The 13,944-nt window shown below is 73.4% G+C and carries 11 protein-coding genes and 3 pseudogenes; 4 read left to right on the forward strand and 10 right to left on the reverse strand.

What is annotated here, in order from left to right:
* Window positions 1–604, reverse strand: a pseudogene (locus NWP10_RS06120) (hypothetical protein); the annotation flags it as partial.
* A gap of 160 nt (window positions 605–764) precedes the next feature.
* Between NWP10_RS06120 and NWP10_RS06125 the strand changes: the two are divergent.
* A pseudogene (locus tag NWP10_RS06125) lies at window positions 765–1,895 on the forward strand (acyl-CoA dehydrogenase family protein); the annotation flags it as partial.
* A gap of 139 nt (window positions 1,896–2,034) precedes the next feature.
* Complete coding sequence (locus tag NWP10_RS06130) at window positions 2,035–2,928, forward strand: DUF1963 domain-containing protein (RefSeq protein ID WP_017488628.1); 894 nt, start codon at window positions 2,035–2,037, stop codon at window positions 2,926–2,928.
* A 117-nt stretch (window positions 2,929–3,045) separates the two neighbouring features.
* On the opposite strand, the gene NWP10_RS06135 is transcribed toward NWP10_RS06130, so the two are convergent.
* Genes NWP10_RS06135 through NWP10_RS06150 form a run of 4 tightly spaced genes read right to left on the reverse strand, consistent with a single transcriptional unit; the run spans window position 3,046 to window position 7,509 of the window.
* Complete coding sequence (locus NWP10_RS06135) at window positions 3,046–4,242, reverse strand: enoyl-CoA hydratase/isomerase family protein (protein WP_258300234.1); 1,197 nt, start codon at window positions 4,240–4,242, stop codon at window positions 3,046–3,048.
* Window positions 4,239–5,036: an enoyl-CoA hydratase gene (locus NWP10_RS06140; protein ID WP_258300235.1), complete on the reverse strand. Its 798-nt coding sequence runs from the start codon at window positions 5,034–5,036 to the stop codon at window positions 4,239–4,241. Before NWP10_RS06140 ends, NWP10_RS06135 begins: the two co-directional genes overlap by 4 nt.
* Window positions 5,033–5,950, reverse strand: a complete 918-nt coding sequence (gene mmsB, locus NWP10_RS06145) for a 3-hydroxyisobutyrate dehydrogenase (protein ID WP_017487909.1) — start codon at window positions 5,948–5,950, stop codon at window positions 5,033–5,035. Before mmsB ends, NWP10_RS06140 begins: the two co-directional genes overlap by 4 nt.
* Window positions 5,951–5,982: 32 nt before the next feature.
* Window positions 5,983–7,509, reverse strand: a complete 1,527-nt coding sequence (locus NWP10_RS06150; protein WP_158492940.1) for a CoA-acylating methylmalonate-semialdehyde dehydrogenase — start codon at window positions 7,507–7,509, stop codon at window positions 5,983–5,985.
* A 182-nt stretch (window positions 7,510–7,691) separates the two neighbouring features.
* Between NWP10_RS06150 and NWP10_RS06155 the strand changes: the two genes are divergently transcribed.
* Window positions 7,692–8,465 carry an SDR family NAD(P)-dependent oxidoreductase gene (locus NWP10_RS06155; protein ID WP_258300236.1) on the forward strand — a complete coding sequence of 258 codons (774 nt, stop codon included), beginning with the start codon at window positions 7,692–7,694 and terminating at the stop codon, window positions 8,463–8,465.
* A 14-nt stretch (window positions 8,466–8,479) separates the two neighbouring features.
* Here NWP10_RS06155 and NWP10_RS06160 read toward each other — a convergent pair whose 3' ends face one another.
* Both NWP10_RS06160 and NWP10_RS06165 read right to left on the reverse strand, forming a co-directional pair.
* Window positions 8,480–9,025 carry a MarR family winged helix-turn-helix transcriptional regulator gene (locus tag NWP10_RS06160; RefSeq protein ID WP_258300237.1) on the reverse strand — a complete coding sequence of 182 codons (546 nt, stop codon included), beginning with the start codon at window positions 9,023–9,025 and terminating at the stop codon, window positions 8,480–8,482.
* Window positions 9,026–9,093: 68 nt separating this feature from the next.
* A complete protein-coding gene (locus NWP10_RS06165) occupies window positions 9,094–10,875 on the reverse strand; it encodes an AMP-binding protein (RefSeq protein ID WP_258300238.1) in 1,782 nt (593 codons plus the stop codon).
* 154 nt (window positions 10,876–11,029) lie between these two features.
* Here NWP10_RS06165 and NWP10_RS06170 point away from each other — a divergent pair, with 154 nt between their 5' ends.
* On the forward strand, window positions 11,030–12,196 hold the full coding sequence (locus NWP10_RS06170) for an acyl-CoA dehydrogenase family protein (protein ID WP_258300239.1): 1,167 nt from the start codon (window positions 11,030–11,032) through the stop codon (window positions 12,194–12,196).
* A gap of 186 nt (window positions 12,197–12,382) precedes the next feature.
* Here NWP10_RS06170 and NWP10_RS06175 read toward each other — a convergent pair whose 3' ends face one another.
* The 3 genes and pseudogenes from NWP10_RS06175 to NWP10_RS06185 form a co-directional block, all read right to left on the reverse strand.
* The gene (locus NWP10_RS06175; RefSeq protein WP_309137704.1) at window positions 12,383–12,808 is read right to left on the reverse strand and encodes an ectoine synthase; all 426 of its coding nucleotides are present in this window, start codon (window positions 12,806–12,808) and stop codon (window positions 12,383–12,385) included.
* Window positions 12,809–12,950: 142 nt separating this feature from the next.
* Window positions 12,951–13,430: a putative sulfate exporter family transporter gene (locus tag NWP10_RS06180; protein WP_258300241.1), complete on the reverse strand. Its 480-nt coding sequence runs from the start codon at window positions 13,428–13,430 to the stop codon at window positions 12,951–12,953.
* Window positions 13,322–13,921, reverse strand: a pseudogene (locus NWP10_RS06185) (YeiH family protein); the annotation flags it as partial. The pseudogene NWP10_RS06185 and the gene NWP10_RS06180, both read right to left, overlap by 109 nt.
* Between the last annotated feature and the right edge of the window lie 23 nt (window positions 13,922–13,944).

Below are 13,944 nucleotides of genomic sequence, written 5' to 3' on the forward strand. Positions count from 1 at the left end.
GGACCGCGCGGTCCGCCGGGGGCAGCGTCTCCGGGCGCGCGGCGAGCAGCCCCGGCATGGGCACGCGGGTCTCGGGGCCGCGCGGCAGGTCCGCGGCTGCGGTGAACGCGGCCCGGTGCTCCGGGGTGCCCGTGGGCACGGCCTGGAACCAGCCGGTCGCCTCCACGACGCGGCGGCCCTCGGCGTCCTCGAGCCAGGCGCGGCCCACGCCGCCGCCGGCGTCCCAGGACAGGGGACGGGTCCAGCACTCGAGCAGGGGGCCCTCGGCCCGACCCTCGGTGATCGCGGCGGCGTCGAAGGCCGGCAGCGGGGCGAGCACGTTGATCTGCAGTTCCGTGGTGACCACGGTCTCCACGCCGGGCGCGGCGTGGTGCACGGCCACGGCGGTGGCGTTGTCCATGATCACGGTGGCGGCCGCGCCCGTGGGGCGCCCGTCCAGGTCGAGGCACCAGGGGCCCGCCTCGAACGCGGCGGGGTTGAGGGCGCCGTCGCGCTCGGGCATGGCGGCGTGGCGGCGGATGCCGAAGAGCTGCTCGGTGCGGCCCGAGGCGTGGGCGCGGGGGCCGGTGGGGGAGTCGGCGGCGGGGCGGAGGGAGTTCTGCACGGTCAGAACGCTAGCGGACCGGCCGCGGGCCGCCGCATCGCAGATTATTGGATGTCCTAGTATATTGGTGAGGGCAGTCACACCCGATGCCGCCGCCCGGTCGCCATGCCACCGCATGGGCCGCCCGCCGTGGCCCGCCGAACGCCAGGAGGACGCCCGCATGTTCCCCATCACCGACGACCAGGAGGCCCTGGTCGACGCCGTCCGCGACTTCGCCCAGCAGCGCGTCGCCCCGCACGCCCTCGAGTGGGACGCCGAGAAGCACTTCCCCGTGGACGTCCTGGCCGAGGCCGGCGAGCTCGGCCTGGGCGGCATCTACGTGAGTGAGGAGCACGGCGGCACCGGCCTCGAGCGCAAGGACGCCATCCTCATCTTCGAGGAGCTCTCCAAGGCCGACCCGGCCTTCGCCGCCTACATCTCCATCCACAACATGGTGGCCTGGATGATCGACTCTTTCGGCAGCGACGAGCAGCGGGCCCGGTGGATCCCCGAGCTGGTCGGCATGGAGCACCTGGCCAGCTACTGCCTCACCGAGCCCGGCGCCGGCTCCGACGCCGCCGCCCTCAAGACCCGCGCCGTCCGCGACGGTGACGAGTACGTGCTCAACGGCGTCAAGCAGTTCATCTCGGGCGCCGGCAGCTCCGACTACTACGTGGTGATGTGCCGCACCGCGGACACCGGCGCCAAGGGGATCTCCGCCGTCGTGGTCCACAAGGACACCCCCGGCCTGTCCTTCGGTCCCAACGAGAAGAAGATGGGCTGGCACACCCAGCCCACCCGCCAGGTGATCTTCGAGGACGTCCGCGTCCCCGTGGCCAACCGCCTCGGCGAGGAGGGCGACGGCTTCCGCATCGCCATGAAGGGCCTGAACGGCGGACGCCTGAACATCGGCGCCTGCTCGATCGGCGGCGGCCTGGCCGCCCTGGACAAGGCCACCCGCTACCTCACGGAGCGCAGCGCGTTCGGCGAGCCGCTCACCACCAAGCAGGCCCTCGTCTTCGAGCTGGCGGAGATGGCCGTGAAGCTCGAGACCGCGCACACCCTGCTCATGCGCGCCGCGGACGCCCTGGACCGCAACGACCCGGACACCGTGCGCCTGTGCGCCATGGCCAAGCTCGTGGCCACCGAGTCCGGCTACGAGGCCGCCGACGCCGCGCTGCAGCTGCACGGCGGCTACGGCTACCTGCACGAGTACGGCGTCGAGAAGCTGGTCCGCGACCTGCGCGTGCACCGCATTCTCGAGGGGTCCAACGAGATCATGCGGATGATCGTGGGCCGCGGGCTGATCGGCGGCTGGCGGAGGCCCGACGCCGCCCCCAGCCTTCCTCGTGGCACCGGAACGGCCCTTCTGAGCGGTCCGGCACCGCTCAGAAGGGCCGTATCGGTGCCAGGATCAGCCCATGCCCGCAGACGAAGGAGTGAGGTCGAGCATGACGCCCGAGGAATTCCCGCCCATCCACAGCCAGCACGCCGTGGTGCTCGACTGGGTCGGGCCGCGCTGGGCCGGGCACCTGCGCTACGCCGTGCACCTCAGCGAGCAGAGCTTCGCGCCGGGGGAGACGGAGCTGCGGGATCTCTGGCCCGACGGCGCCGGGCTGTGCTGGCTGGGCGGCCCGGCGGTGGGCCCGGGTCCCTGGCCGCGCAACGCGGAGGGCGCCCCGCTGTCCCACGTGCTGACCCTGGACCTGCGCACCGTGGCCGGGGCGTCGGACCACCAGGGGAAGGCGGTGTGGCCGGCCGGCCGGCTCCGGGAGGGGCTGCCCGTCTCGGGGCACCTGCAGGTCTTCCACGACCTGCAGACGTACGGGGGCGACCCCGAGGACGGGGACCGGGCGGGCTGGGCTGTGACCTGGACGCCCGAGGCGGAGGATGGTCTGCGGCCCGCCCTCGTGGAGGCCCCCGACGACGACGGCGCCCCCGACCCGGTCTGCCAGCTGGTGCTGCCCTACGCGGGGTTCACGCTGCCCTCGTCGCTGGACGTGGCGGTCACCGACCCGCGCGACGCGGACCGGCTGGAGGAGCTGGACGACGCGCTTCGCGAGGCCTGGACCGTGCAGCGCGGGCTCGACCCCGCCTGGCCGATCCCCACGTCCCACGTCTACGGCCACGGCTGGACGGGCGACGCCCTGGCCGGGGGCGAGATCCTGCCGGAGGTCCTCCCGCTGGAGGAGGGGGATGAGCACCGGCTCGTCCTGGACGTCGAGAGCTGGACGACGCTGCAGGGCTGGTTCGGCGACGCCGGGCACCTGGAGGTCTGGATGCGGCAGTCGGACCTGGAACGCGGCGCGTTCGATCGGGCGTGGTGCCTGATCCGCACGGACTGAGGTCCGACGCCGCCACCACCGTGAGCGGGAACGCCGACGGCCGTTTTGACGGGCTTCGAGCCCCTCAGAACGGCCGTTCGTGCGACAGCTGGGACGCCGCCGCGTCCGCCGGACGCCTCAGCTCAGCTCGAGCGGGGCCACGCCCTCGACGGGCTCGAAGTGCGCGGCCACGGCGTCCCCGGTCACGTCCTCGAGGCGGGCGGGGGACCACTTCGGGTCCTTGTCCTTGTCCACGAGCAGGGCGCGGATGCCCTCGGGCATGTCCGGGGCGCGCATCAGGTGCGCCCCCACCGTGAACTCCTGGCGCAGCGCCTCGGCCACGGTCAGGTCCTGCCCGTGCGCGGCGAGGCGGTTCTGGGCCTCGTGCGCCACGGCGACGGCGGTCGGGGACTTGGCGCGGATCGCCTCTGCGGCGCTCCGGGCGGCGTCGGCGTGCTCCCCGCCGCCGGCGGCGCGCTCGTCGAGGGCGGCGAGGACGTCCGCGGCGCTCTCGCGCCCGTACGCGTCCTCGATCCACTCCCGCCCGGCCACGAGGGCCGAGGCGGGGCGGTCAGCCTCCGCCACGGCGAACCGGGCGAGCACCTCGTCCGCGGCGGCGAAGGCGGCCTCGTCGCGGACGCCGTCCCGGCCGGCGTCGCCGGAGGGGGCCTCCAGCGACCCGAGCGCGTCAGCCATCGCCTGCTCGAGCTCGTCGAGCCGCGCGGACTCCACGAACGCGTCGGCCAGGCCCAGGGCCACGGCATCGGCGCCGGAGGCGTGCGCGGAGGTGGCCGCGAGGTGCCGGCCGGCGTGGAACGGGGCCCGGGCCAGGTGGTACGAGCCGCCGACGTCCGGGGTGAACCCGATCGCCGTCTCCGGCATGCCGGCGCGGGTGCGCTCGGTGGCCACGCGGTGCGAGCCGTGCACGGACACGCCCATGCCGCCGCCCAGGACGATCCCGTCCATGAACGCCACGTACGGCTTGGGGTACGCGGAGATGCGGTGGTTCATCCGGTACTCGTCGCGGAAGAACTGGGCGGCCTCCTCGAACCGTCCGCCGGTGAGGGAGGCGTGCAGGGAGACGACGTCGCCGCCCGCGCAGAGCCCCTTCTCGCCGGCGCCCCGGATCAGCACGCCGCGCACCGCCGGGTCGGCGGCCCACGCCACGAGGGCCGCGTCGATCTCCTGCACCATCACGTGCGTGAGCGCGTTGAGGGCGCGGGGCCGGTTGAGGGTGATGCGGGCGAGGCCGTCGCGGACCTCGAGGAGGACGTCGCCGCCCTCACCGGCCTGCGGAGCCGAGCCCGCCGTCGTCGTGGTCTGCGCGTCGCTCATCGGTGCTGCCACCCCGCCTCGCGCTTGTTCGCGAAGGCGTCCATGCCCTCCTTCTGGTCCGCCGTGGCGAACGCGGAGTGGAACACGCGGCGCTCGAAGGCGATGCCCTGGGCGAGGGTGGTCTCGAACGCGGCGTTGACGGTCTCCTTGGCCATCCACGCGGCGGGCTTGGACTTGGAGGCGATCGCGGCGGCCACCTCCTTGGCCTCCTCGAGGGCCTTCTCGTCCGCGACCACGCGGGAGACGAGGCCGATGCGCTCGGCCTCCTCGGCGCCCACCATGCGGCCGGTGAGGATCATGTCCATCGCCTTGGCCTTGCCCACGGCGCGGGTCAGGCGCTGGGAGCCGCCCATGCCGGGGATGACGCCCAGGTTGATCTCGGGCTGGCCGAACTTCGCGCCCTCGCCGGCCACGAGCACGTCGGCCATCATGGCCAGCTCGCAGCCGCCGCCGAGGGCGTAGCCGGTCACGCACGCCACGATCGGGGTGCGGGCGCGGGTCAGCGCGTCCCAGCCGGCGAACCAGTCGGCTGCGTACATCTCGGAGAACTCCTTGGCGGCCATCTCCTTGATGTCCGCGCCGGCGGCGAACGCCTTGGGGGAGCCGGAGAGCAGGATCGCGCCCACCTCCGGGTCGGCGTCCATCTCCTGCACGGCGGCGACGACGGCGCGCATCGTGGCGTCGTTCAGCGCGTTCAGGGCCTTCGGGCGGTCCAGGCGGATGTGGCCCACCCGGCCCTCCCGCTCCACGACGATCGGTGACGTCTCGCCCTCGGGGGCGGTGTTCTCGCTCATGCCTCGCTCCTGTCAGTGTGGGCTGCTCGGATGTCCTCGATGATGCCGGAGAAGTCGCGTCCCGCGCCGTCGCCGGCCGCGTACTCGGCGTACTTGGCCTGGGCGAGGCGGCCCATGTCCGCGGCCACGCCCTGCTGATCCAGGGCCGCCAGCGCGAGGCCGAGGTCCTTGGACATCAGCGCGCCGGCGAAGCCGGGCTGGTAGTCGCGGTTGGCGGGGGAGGCCGGCACGGGGCCGGGCACGGGGCAGTTCGTGGTCAGGGACCAGCACTGGCCCGAGGCCTTGCTCATCACGTCGTAGAGCGCCTGGTGCTCGAGGCCGAGGCGCTCGCCGAGCACGAAGGCCTCGGCGACGGCGATCTGGGTGACGCCCAGCACCATGTTGTTGCAGATCTTCGCGGCCTGGCCGAGGCCGGAGCCCCCGCAGTGCACGATCCGCCCGCCCATGACCTCGAGCAGCGGCAGCACCTCGGCGTACACCTCGTCCGCGGCGCCCACCATGAAGGCCAGGGTGCCGGCCTCGGCGCCCACCTGGCCGCCGGAGACGGGAGCGTCGGCCGCCCGCATGCCCGCGGCCTCGGCGGCGTCGGCGGCCTCGCGGGCCTCGGCGACGTCGATCGTGGAGCAGTCGAGGAACACCGTGCCCGGGCGGGCGGCGGCGAGCAGGCCGCCGTCGCCGTCGCGGCCCCGGTAGACGTCCAGCACCAGGCGGCCGTTCGGGAGCATGGTGAGGACGACGTCGGCCTCGGCGGCGGCCGCCGCGGTGTCCGTGACGGTCTCGATGCCGGCCGCGCGGGCCTTCTCGAGCGCCTCGGGCACGAGGTCGAAGCCGAGCACGCGGTGGCCCGCAGCGGCGAGGTTGGCGGCCATGGGGCCGCCCATGTGGCCGAGGCCGAGGAACAGAACGGTGGTCATGGGATCCTCCTGGTCGGGACGGGCTGCGGCGGTCAGGAGCCGGCGGGCATCACGAAGCTGGCGCCCTCGCGCACGCCCGAGGGCCAGCGCGTGGTGATGGTCTTGGTCTTGGTGTAGAACTTCAGGCCGTCGGTGCCGTGCTGGTTCAGGTCGCCGAAGCCGGAGGCCTTCCAGCCGCCGAAGGTGTAGTAGGCGATCGGAACGGGGATCGGCACGTTGACGCCCACCATGCCGGTCTCCACGCGGGTGGCGAAGTCGCGGGCGGCGTCGCCGTCGCGGGTGAAGATGGCCACGCCGTTGCCGAACTCGTGCTCGTTGACGAGGGTGAGCGCCTCCTCGTAGTCCGCGGCGCGGACCACGGAGAGCACCGGGCCGAAGATCTCCTCGCGGTAGATGCTCATGTCCGCGGTGACGCGGTCGAAGAGGGTGGCGCCCACGTAGAAGCCGTCCTCATGGCCCTCGACGACGACGCCGCGGCCGTCCTCGACCAGGTCGGCGCCGGCCTCGGCGCCGGCGGCGATGTAGCCCTCGATGCGCTCCTTCGCGTCCTTGGAGACGACGGGGCCGAAGTCGGAGGACTCGTCCAGGGACGGGCCGACCTTGAGGCGGCGGATGCGCTCGCTGAGCAGGGCGACCAGGCGGTCGGCGGTCTCCTCGCCCACCGGCACGGCCACGGAGATGGCCATGCAGCGCTCGCCCGCGGAACCGAAGGCGGCGCCGACCAGGGCGTCGGCGGCCATCTCGAGGTCCGCGTCCGGCATGATCACGGCGTGGTTCTTGGCGCCGCCGAAACACTGGGCGCGCTTGCCCATGCGGCCGGCGTGGGCGTAGATGGACTGCGCGATCGGGGTGGAGCCCACGAAGCCGACGGCCTTCACGCGGGGGTCCTCGATGAGCGCGTCCACGGCGGTCTTGTCGCCGTGCACCACGTTGAGGGCGCCGGCGGGCATGCCCGCCTCGAGGGCCAGCTCGGCCAGGCGCACGGGCACGGAGGGGTCCCGCTCGGAGGGCTTGAGGACGAAGGCGTTGCCGGCGGCCAGGGCGATGCCGGCCTTCCACAGCGGGATCATCGCCGGGAAGTTGAAGGGGGTGATGCCCACGGCGATGCCGAGGGGCTGGCGGATGGAGTGCACGTCGATGCCGGAGCCGGCGTTGGAGGAGAACTCGCCCTTGAGCAGGTGCGGGGCGCCGGCGGCGAACTCCACGACCTCGACGCCGCGCTGGATGTCGCCCTTGGCGTCCGGGAAGGTCTTGCCGTGCTCCTGGGAGAGCAGGGTGGCCAGCTCGTCCACGTTCTCGTTGATCAGGTCCACCCACTTGAGCAGGATGCGGCCGCGGCGCTGGGGGTTCAGCGCGGACCAGGCGGCGAAGCCCTTCTCGGAGGAGGCGAGGGCCGCGTCGATCTCCTCGACGGAGGCCAGCGGCACGCGGCCCTCCACCTGGCCCGTGGCGGGGTGGTAGACGTCGCTGTGGCGGCCGGAGGAGCCGTCGACGCGCTCGCCGTGCACGAAGTGGGGGATCACGGGGGCGGTGGTCGTGGTCGCGGTCTTCTCGGACATGGGGTCTCCTCGCGGGTCCAGGCGATGGGGCGGGCACCGGGCGGTGGCCGCCCGCGGCCGAGCGTGGCAGGCTCGGCCGCGCGGTGTGATCTGGGTTACTCATCCGCTAATCTAGGGTGAGAACGTAGGACATGCAACTATCCAACCTGGGAAATATCCTCGGATGAAGGGAGGGTCCCTCCATGGACCTGTCGAACCAGAGCGCGATCGTCACCGGAGGGGCCTCCGGCCTCGGCCACGCCACCGCGCGCCGCCTCGCGGAGGCGGGCGCCGCCGTCGTGGTGGTGGACCTGCCGGACCGCGAGGGCGAGACCCTCCGGGCGGACGCCGTCGCCGCCCTGGGCCCGCGCGCCCGCCTCGTGACCGGCGACGTCACCGCCGAGGCCACCGCCGAGGAGACCGTGGCCGCCGCCCTCGAGGCCGGGCCGCTGCGCGTGCTCGTCAACTGCGCCGGCGTCGCCACCCCCGGCAAGCTCGTGGGCCGCGGCGGGCCGCTCTCCGCCGAGGTGCTCACCCGCGTGCTGGCCATCAACACCGTGGGCACCGTGAACTTCATGTCCCGCGCCGCCGCCGCCATGCAGGGGCAGGAGCCGCAGGGCGAGGACCGCGGCGTGATCGTCAACACCGCCTCCGTGGCCGCCTACGACGGCCAGATCGGCCAGATCGCCTACGCCGCCTCCAAGGGCGCCGTGGTGTCCCTGACCCTGCCCGCCGCCCGCGAGCTCGCGGCGTCCCAGATCCGCGTGGTCACCATCGCGCCGGGCCTCATGGAGACCCCCATGATGGCGGGCCTGCCCGAGGCCGCCCGCGAGGCGCTGGCCACGAAGACCCCGCACCCCGCCCGCCTGGGCCGCCCCGAGGACTACGCGCTGCTCGTGGAGCAGATCGTGGCGAACCCGTTCCTCAACGGCGAGGTCATCCGCCTCGACGGCGCCGTGCGCCTCGAGCCCAAGTGAGCTGAGGGGCGCGCTCAGGCGGAGGGGCGCTCCGCCGTCGTGCCGGCGCCGTCGGCCTCGAAGTCGCCGGCGCCGGCGCGGAAGCGGCCGAAGACGTCGATGAGCGCGTCCACGTCCGCCTCGTCGAAGCCGGTGCGGCCGAAGACCTCCTCGTTGAGGGTCTCCGTGGCGGCGACGGCCACCCGCCGGCCCTCGTCCGTGAGGGCGAGCACGAGCGCCCGGCGATCGGACTCGTGGGGCAGGCGCTCCACGAGGCCCGCGGACTCGAGCCGGTCCACCGCGTTGGTCACCGAGGTGGGGTGGACCTGCAGCAGCGCGGAGGCCTTGGACATGCGCATCCGCTTCTCGCGGGAGAAGTTCAGCAGCGCGAGCAGCTCGTAGCGGGCGAAGGTGAGCCCGAACGGCTTGAGGGCCGCCTGGGTGCGGCCGAGCAGGATCTGCTGGGCGCGCATGATGGAGGTGACCGCGGCCATGGGCCGGGCGACGTCACCCCATCCGTGGCGCTCCCAGTTCCGGGCGGCCTCCCGGATGGGGTCCTGGGGGAGGGGTGCGTTCTTCATGGCGGTCCAGACTAACGCCGGGCCGGGGGGGCGCCCCGCCGCCGGTGGGGCGGCGGGGCGGGCCGGCGTCAGCGCGTGAGGTCCAGGTCCTCCTCACGGAACTCGGTGCCGTAGCCGCTCGGGGCGGTGCCGGTCTCGGAGCGCTCCACCTCGGCCTTGCGCAGCTCCACGCGGCGGATCTTGCCGGAGATGGTCTTGGGCAGCTCGAGGAACTCGATGCGGCGGATGCGCTTGTACGGGGGCAGCTGGGTGAGCGTGAACTGCAGGATCGACTGAGCGGTCTCCGCGGTGGGCTCGTGGCCGGGGGCCAGGGTGACGAACGCCTTGGGCACGGCCAGGCGCAGCTCGTCCGGGGTGGGGACGATGGCCCCCTCCATCACGGCCGGGTGCTTGACCAGCACGGACTCCAGCTCGAACGGGGACACCTTGTAGTCCGAGGACTTGAAGACGTCGTCCGCGCGGCCCACGTAGGTGAGGACGCCGTTCTCGTCCCGGCTGGCGATGTCCCCGGTGTGGAACACGCCGTCCCGGAACACCTCGTCCGTCTTCTCCTGGTTGCCGAAGTAGGACTTCAGCAGGCCCACCGGGCGCGGGTCCAGGCGCAGGCAGATCTCGCCCTCGGCGGCCTCCTGGCCGGTGAGCGGGTCGATCAGCACCACGTCCATGCCCGGCAGCGGGCGGCCCATCGAGCCGATGACGACCTTCTGGCCCGGGGTGTTGGCCACCTGCAGGGTGGTCTCGGTCATGCCGAAGCCGTCGCGGATGGTGGCGCCCCAGGCCTTCTGGACCTGGTCGATCACCTCGGCGTTGAGCGGCTCGCCCGCGGAGATGGTCTTGGTGGGCGGGGTCTTCAACTGCGCGAGGTCCGCCTTGATGAGCATGCGCCACACGGTGGGCGGGGCGCAGAAGCTGGTGACGCCGTAGCGGTCCATGTTGGCCATGAGGGCGGCCGGGTCGAACTTGCGGGCGTTGTGCACGAAGATCGTGGCCTCGGCGATCCACGGGGCGAAGAAGTTGGACCACGCGTGCTTGGCCCAGCCGGGGGAGGCCACGTTGAGGTGCACGTCACCCGGCTGCAGGCCGATCCAGTAGATGGTGGTGAGGTGGCCCACCGGGTACGAGGTGTGGGTGTGCTCCACGAGCTTCGGCTTCGAGGTGGTGCCCGAGGTGAAGTAGAAGAGGAGCGTCTCGTCCGCCGGCGTGGGCTCGGCGGGGGACAGCTCGGCGGAGGCGCCGGCGGCGTCGTCGTAGGAGAGCACGGTGTGGCCGGGGACCTCGGGGGCGCGGCGGGCCTCGCCCTCGGCGAAGACGCCGGGCACGTGGACCAGGCGCAGGCCCTCGCCGACGCCGGCGAACTTGGCCAGGTCCTCGGCGCCGGCCACGGCCCAGGCGGCGTCCGCGCGGCTCACGCGGTCCTCGAGGTCGGCGGAGGTCATCTGGGTGGTGGTGGGGACCATGACCACGCGCAGCTTGATGCAGGCGAGCATGAACTCCCACAGCTCCACCTGGTTGTTCAGCATGAGGATCAGGCGGTCGCCGCGGCGCAGGCCCTGCTCGGCGAGCCAGTTGGCGGCGCGGTTGGAGGCGGCCGAGAGCTCGGCGAAGGTCCGCTCGGTGCTGCGGCCGTCGTCCTCGGCGATGATCAGCGCCGGCACGTCCTGGCGGGCCGGGTCCTGGGCGAGGCGGTCGAACCAGTCGAAGCCGAAGTTGAAGTGCTCGAACCGGGGCCACTCGAACTCGGCGCGGGCGCGCTCGTAGTCGGTCTGGCACTCGACCAGCAGGTCGCGGGCCGCGCGGAACACCTCCGTCGGAGACGCGGCGTCGGCGGGAGTGCGGTCCTGGACGGTCATGGGTCCCTCCTCGGGATGGGCGCTGAACGGGTCCTTGGCCGGGGGCCTGTGATCTGGAACACTACTCGCAGACTCCGATAGTTGGAAGTCCTACAGTCGGATTCATCGCGAACCGGCCGCCGCCGTCGGACGCCCCGCCCCGAAGGAGACGACGATGACCCCCCACGCCGACCTGCCCCACGTCGACCTGCTCCGCCTGCGCGACCGCCTCGACCCCGCCGAGCGCGCCCGCCTCGAGGAGATCGAGGAGCACCTGCAGACCGCCGTGCGCCCCCGCCTCGCCCCGTACTGGGACGCGGAGGAGTTCGCCTTCGACCTGCTCCCCGGCCTGGCCGGGCTGGGCCTGGGCCGGCTCGTCCTCGACGGCTCCTCCTCCCTCTTCCAGCAGCTCGTCCACGCCGAGATCGCCCGCGTGGACCTCTCCCTCTCCGCGCTCGTGGGCATCCACAACGAGCTCAACCTCGGGATGATCGCCCACCTCGGCTCCGACGCGCACCGCGACCGCTGGCAGGCGCGCCTCGAGTCCTTCGAGTCCCTCGGAGCCTTCTGCCTCACCGAGCCCGAGCACGGCTCCGACGTCGCCGGCGGCCTGGCCACCACGGCCACCCTCGACGGCGACGAGTGGGTCATCCGCGGCGCCAAGCGCTGGATCGGGGCCGGCACGATCGCCGACGTGGCCCTCGTCTGGGCGCGCGACACCGCCGACGGCGAGATCAAGGGCTTCGTGGTGCCCACCGACACCCCCGGGTACGAGGCCACGAAGATCACCGGCAAGATGGGCCTGCGCATCATGCAGAACGCGGACATCACCCTGGACGTCCGCCTGCCCGCCGACGCGCAGCTGCCCGGCGCAGCGACCTTCGACGCCGCCCGGGACCTGCTGCGCGACTCCCGCATGTGGGTCGGCTGGCAGGGGTTCGGCGCGCAGATGGGCCTGCTCGACTCCCTGCGCTCCTACGCGCTCGAGCGCGAGCAGTTCGGCCGGCCGCTGGCGAAGTTCCAGCTGATCCAGTCCGCGATCGCGGAGGTGGCCGGCAACCTGGCCGCGACCTCCGGGATGATGCTCCAGGTCGACGCCCTGCGGCAGGAGGGACGGATGGAGATGATGCACGCGGCCATGGCCAAGGCCACCTCCACCCGCCTGGCCCGCGCCTCGGCGGCGCTGGCCCGGGACGCGCTCGGCGGCAACGGCCTGCTCACCGAGTACGAGGTGTCCAAGATGATGGGCGACATCGAGGCCATCTACAGCTACGAGGGCTCCTATGGGATGAACACGCTGATCGTGGGCCGCGCGATCACGGGTGTCTCGGCCTTCGTCTGAGCCGCCCCCGCTTTCGTGCGGGAAACGGGAGCCTGCCGCGGACTTTCGTGCGGGAGACGGGAGCCTTCCGCCCCCCTTTCGTGCGGGAGACGGGAGCCTCGCCCCCGCCCGCGCGGGCCGCGGGCGCCCCGCGTGAGGCGCGGCGCCGTCGTCGTGCTGACTGCCCGACGGCGGCGCGCACGTCCGTCAGTAGCTGGAGTAGCCGTCCGCGCTGAGCGTGTGCTTCTCGTCCCCGGTGATCGGCGGGTTGAACACCGAGATCAGGTGCATGTCCTCGGTGCCGCCGCGCAGGTCGTGCTTCTCATGGTCCGGCAGGAGGTAGACCGTGCCGGGCGTGATCTCATGGATCGTGCCGTCCGGCTCCACCACGGAGCCGTTGCCGGCGATGCAGTAGCAGGCCTCCTGGTGGTTGCGGTACTGCAGCCGCGACGAGCTGCCGGCCTCCACGATCGTGTGGGCCACGGCGAAGCCCATCCCGTCCTGGGCGGTCACGATGCGCTCGGACGTGCCACCGCCCCACTGGACCTTCTCTACGTCGTTCCTGCTGCGGGTGTGCATGGGCGAGGTCCCTCCCTCGGTCGGCGTCGGGGCGGGGAACTCGATCCCGCCCATCCCCGTCACGGTAGGCAGGGACCGGGGGTGCGCCTCAACCTCTCGACTGCTCCCGTTTCCCGCACGAAAGCGCCAGGACGGCTCCCGTCTCCCGCACGAAAGTGCCGCGAAGGCTCCCGTTTCCCGCACGAAAGCGCCTCGGTCAGGGGAGGAGCAGTGCGCCCGCGCCGCCCACGGCCATGGCGACGGCAGTGCTCGCCGCGCCCAGCACGAGCGGCCGGGGCCCCACGGCGGCGATGGAGCGCAGCCGCACGCCCAGCCCCAGGGCCGCCATCGCGGTGGCCAGCAGCAGCTGCTGCACCACCGCCGCGACGTCGAGCACCGGCTCCGGCAGCCAGCTCGTCGCCCGCACCAGCACGGCCACGAGGAAGCCGACCACAAACCACGGCACCAGGGGCGGACGGGCCGCGGGGGCGCCGTCGTCGCCGTCCCGGAGCCGGGCCCGAGGGCTGCCTGCGCCGCGCCCCGGCGCCGCTGCCGCCACGCCAGGGCGGTCATCACGGGGGCGAGCATCACCACGCGGGCGAGCTTGACGGTGACGGCCACGGACAGCGCCGCGCCGCCCACGAGGCCGCCGGCGGCCACCACCTGCGCCACCTCGTGCGTGGACGCGCCGATCCATAGTCCGGCGGTCCGCTCGTCGAGGCCGAGCGCGCCGGTGAGCAGGGGCATGAGCGGGATCATCAGGGTGCCGAAGAGCACCACGAGGCCGATCGCGGTGGCGGCCATCTCGCGCCGCGCGCGCACCAAGGAGTCGGCCGCGGCGACGGCGGCCGCCCCGCAGATCGAGAAGCCCGAGGCCACGAGCGCGGTGAGGTCCCACGGCAGCCGCAACGCCCGCCCGATCGCCAGGGTCGCCGCGAACGTGACGCCGACGACGCCGACCACCAGCGCGATCACGCCCGGCCCGAGCGCGAGCACGTCCGAGAGCAGCAGCTGCAGGCCCAGCAGCACGATGCCGGCGCGCAGCACCGGCTTGGCCGCGAACGCGACGCCGGGCGTCAGGCGCTCCGGAACCGGGGCGAGGTTGCGCCAGGCCAGGCCCGCCAGGATGGCGAGCAGCAGCGGGCTGAGCGCGGGCGCCCACGGGCGCACCGCCGTCGCGACCCCCACGGCGGCGAGGCCCAGGGCCAGGC

Source organism: Micrococcus sp. HG099, assembly GCF_024723355.1.
Taxonomy (GTDB): Bacteria; Actinomycetota; Actinomycetes; order Actinomycetales; family Micrococcaceae; genus Micrococcus; species Micrococcus endophyticus.

What these genes read in the sequence shown, in the direction of transcription:
- NWP10_RS06180 (WP_258300241.1), bottom strand. Translation starts at nt 13,430, where the DNA reads ATGGATCGGCGCGTCCACGCACGAGGTGGCGCAGGTGGTGGCCGCCGG.
- NWP10_RS06130 (WP_017488628.1), top strand. Translation starts at nt 2,035, where the DNA reads ATGACGCCCGAGGAATTCCCGCCCATCCACAGCCAGCACGCCGTGGTG.
- NWP10_RS06170 (WP_258300239.1), top strand. Translation starts at nt 11,030, where the DNA reads ATGACCCCCCACGCCGACCTGCCCCACGTCGACCTGCTCCGCCTGCGC.
- mmsB (WP_017487909.1), bottom strand. Translation starts at nt 5,950, where the DNA reads ATGACCACCGTTCTGTTCCTCGGCCTCGGCCACATGGGCGGCCCCATG.
- NWP10_RS06175 (WP_309137704.1), bottom strand. Translation starts at nt 12,808, where the DNA reads ATGGGCGGGATCGAGTTCCCCGCCCCGACGCCGACCGAGGGAGGGACC.
- NWP10_RS06140 (WP_258300235.1), bottom strand. Translation starts at nt 5,036, where the DNA reads ATGAGCGAGAACACCGCCCCCGAGGGCGAGACGTCACCGATCGTCGTG.
- NWP10_RS06165 (WP_258300238.1), bottom strand. Translation starts at nt 10,875, where the DNA reads ATGACCGTCCAGGACCGCACTCCCGCCGACGCCGCGTCTCCGACGGAG.
- NWP10_RS06135 (WP_258300234.1), bottom strand. Translation starts at nt 4,242, where the DNA reads ATGAGCGACGCGCAGACCACGACGACGGCGGGCTCGGCTCCGCAGGCC.
- NWP10_RS06160 (WP_258300237.1), bottom strand. Translation starts at nt 9,025, where the DNA reads ATGAAGAACGCACCCCTCCCCCAGGACCCCATCCGGGAGGCCGCCCGG.
- NWP10_RS06155 (WP_258300236.1), top strand. Translation starts at nt 7,692, where the DNA reads ATGGACCTGTCGAACCAGAGCGCGATCGTCACCGGAGGGGCCTCCGGC.
- NWP10_RS06150 (WP_158492940.1), bottom strand. Translation starts at nt 7,509, where the DNA reads ATGTCCGAGAAGACCGCGACCACGACCACCGCCCCCGTGATCCCCCAC.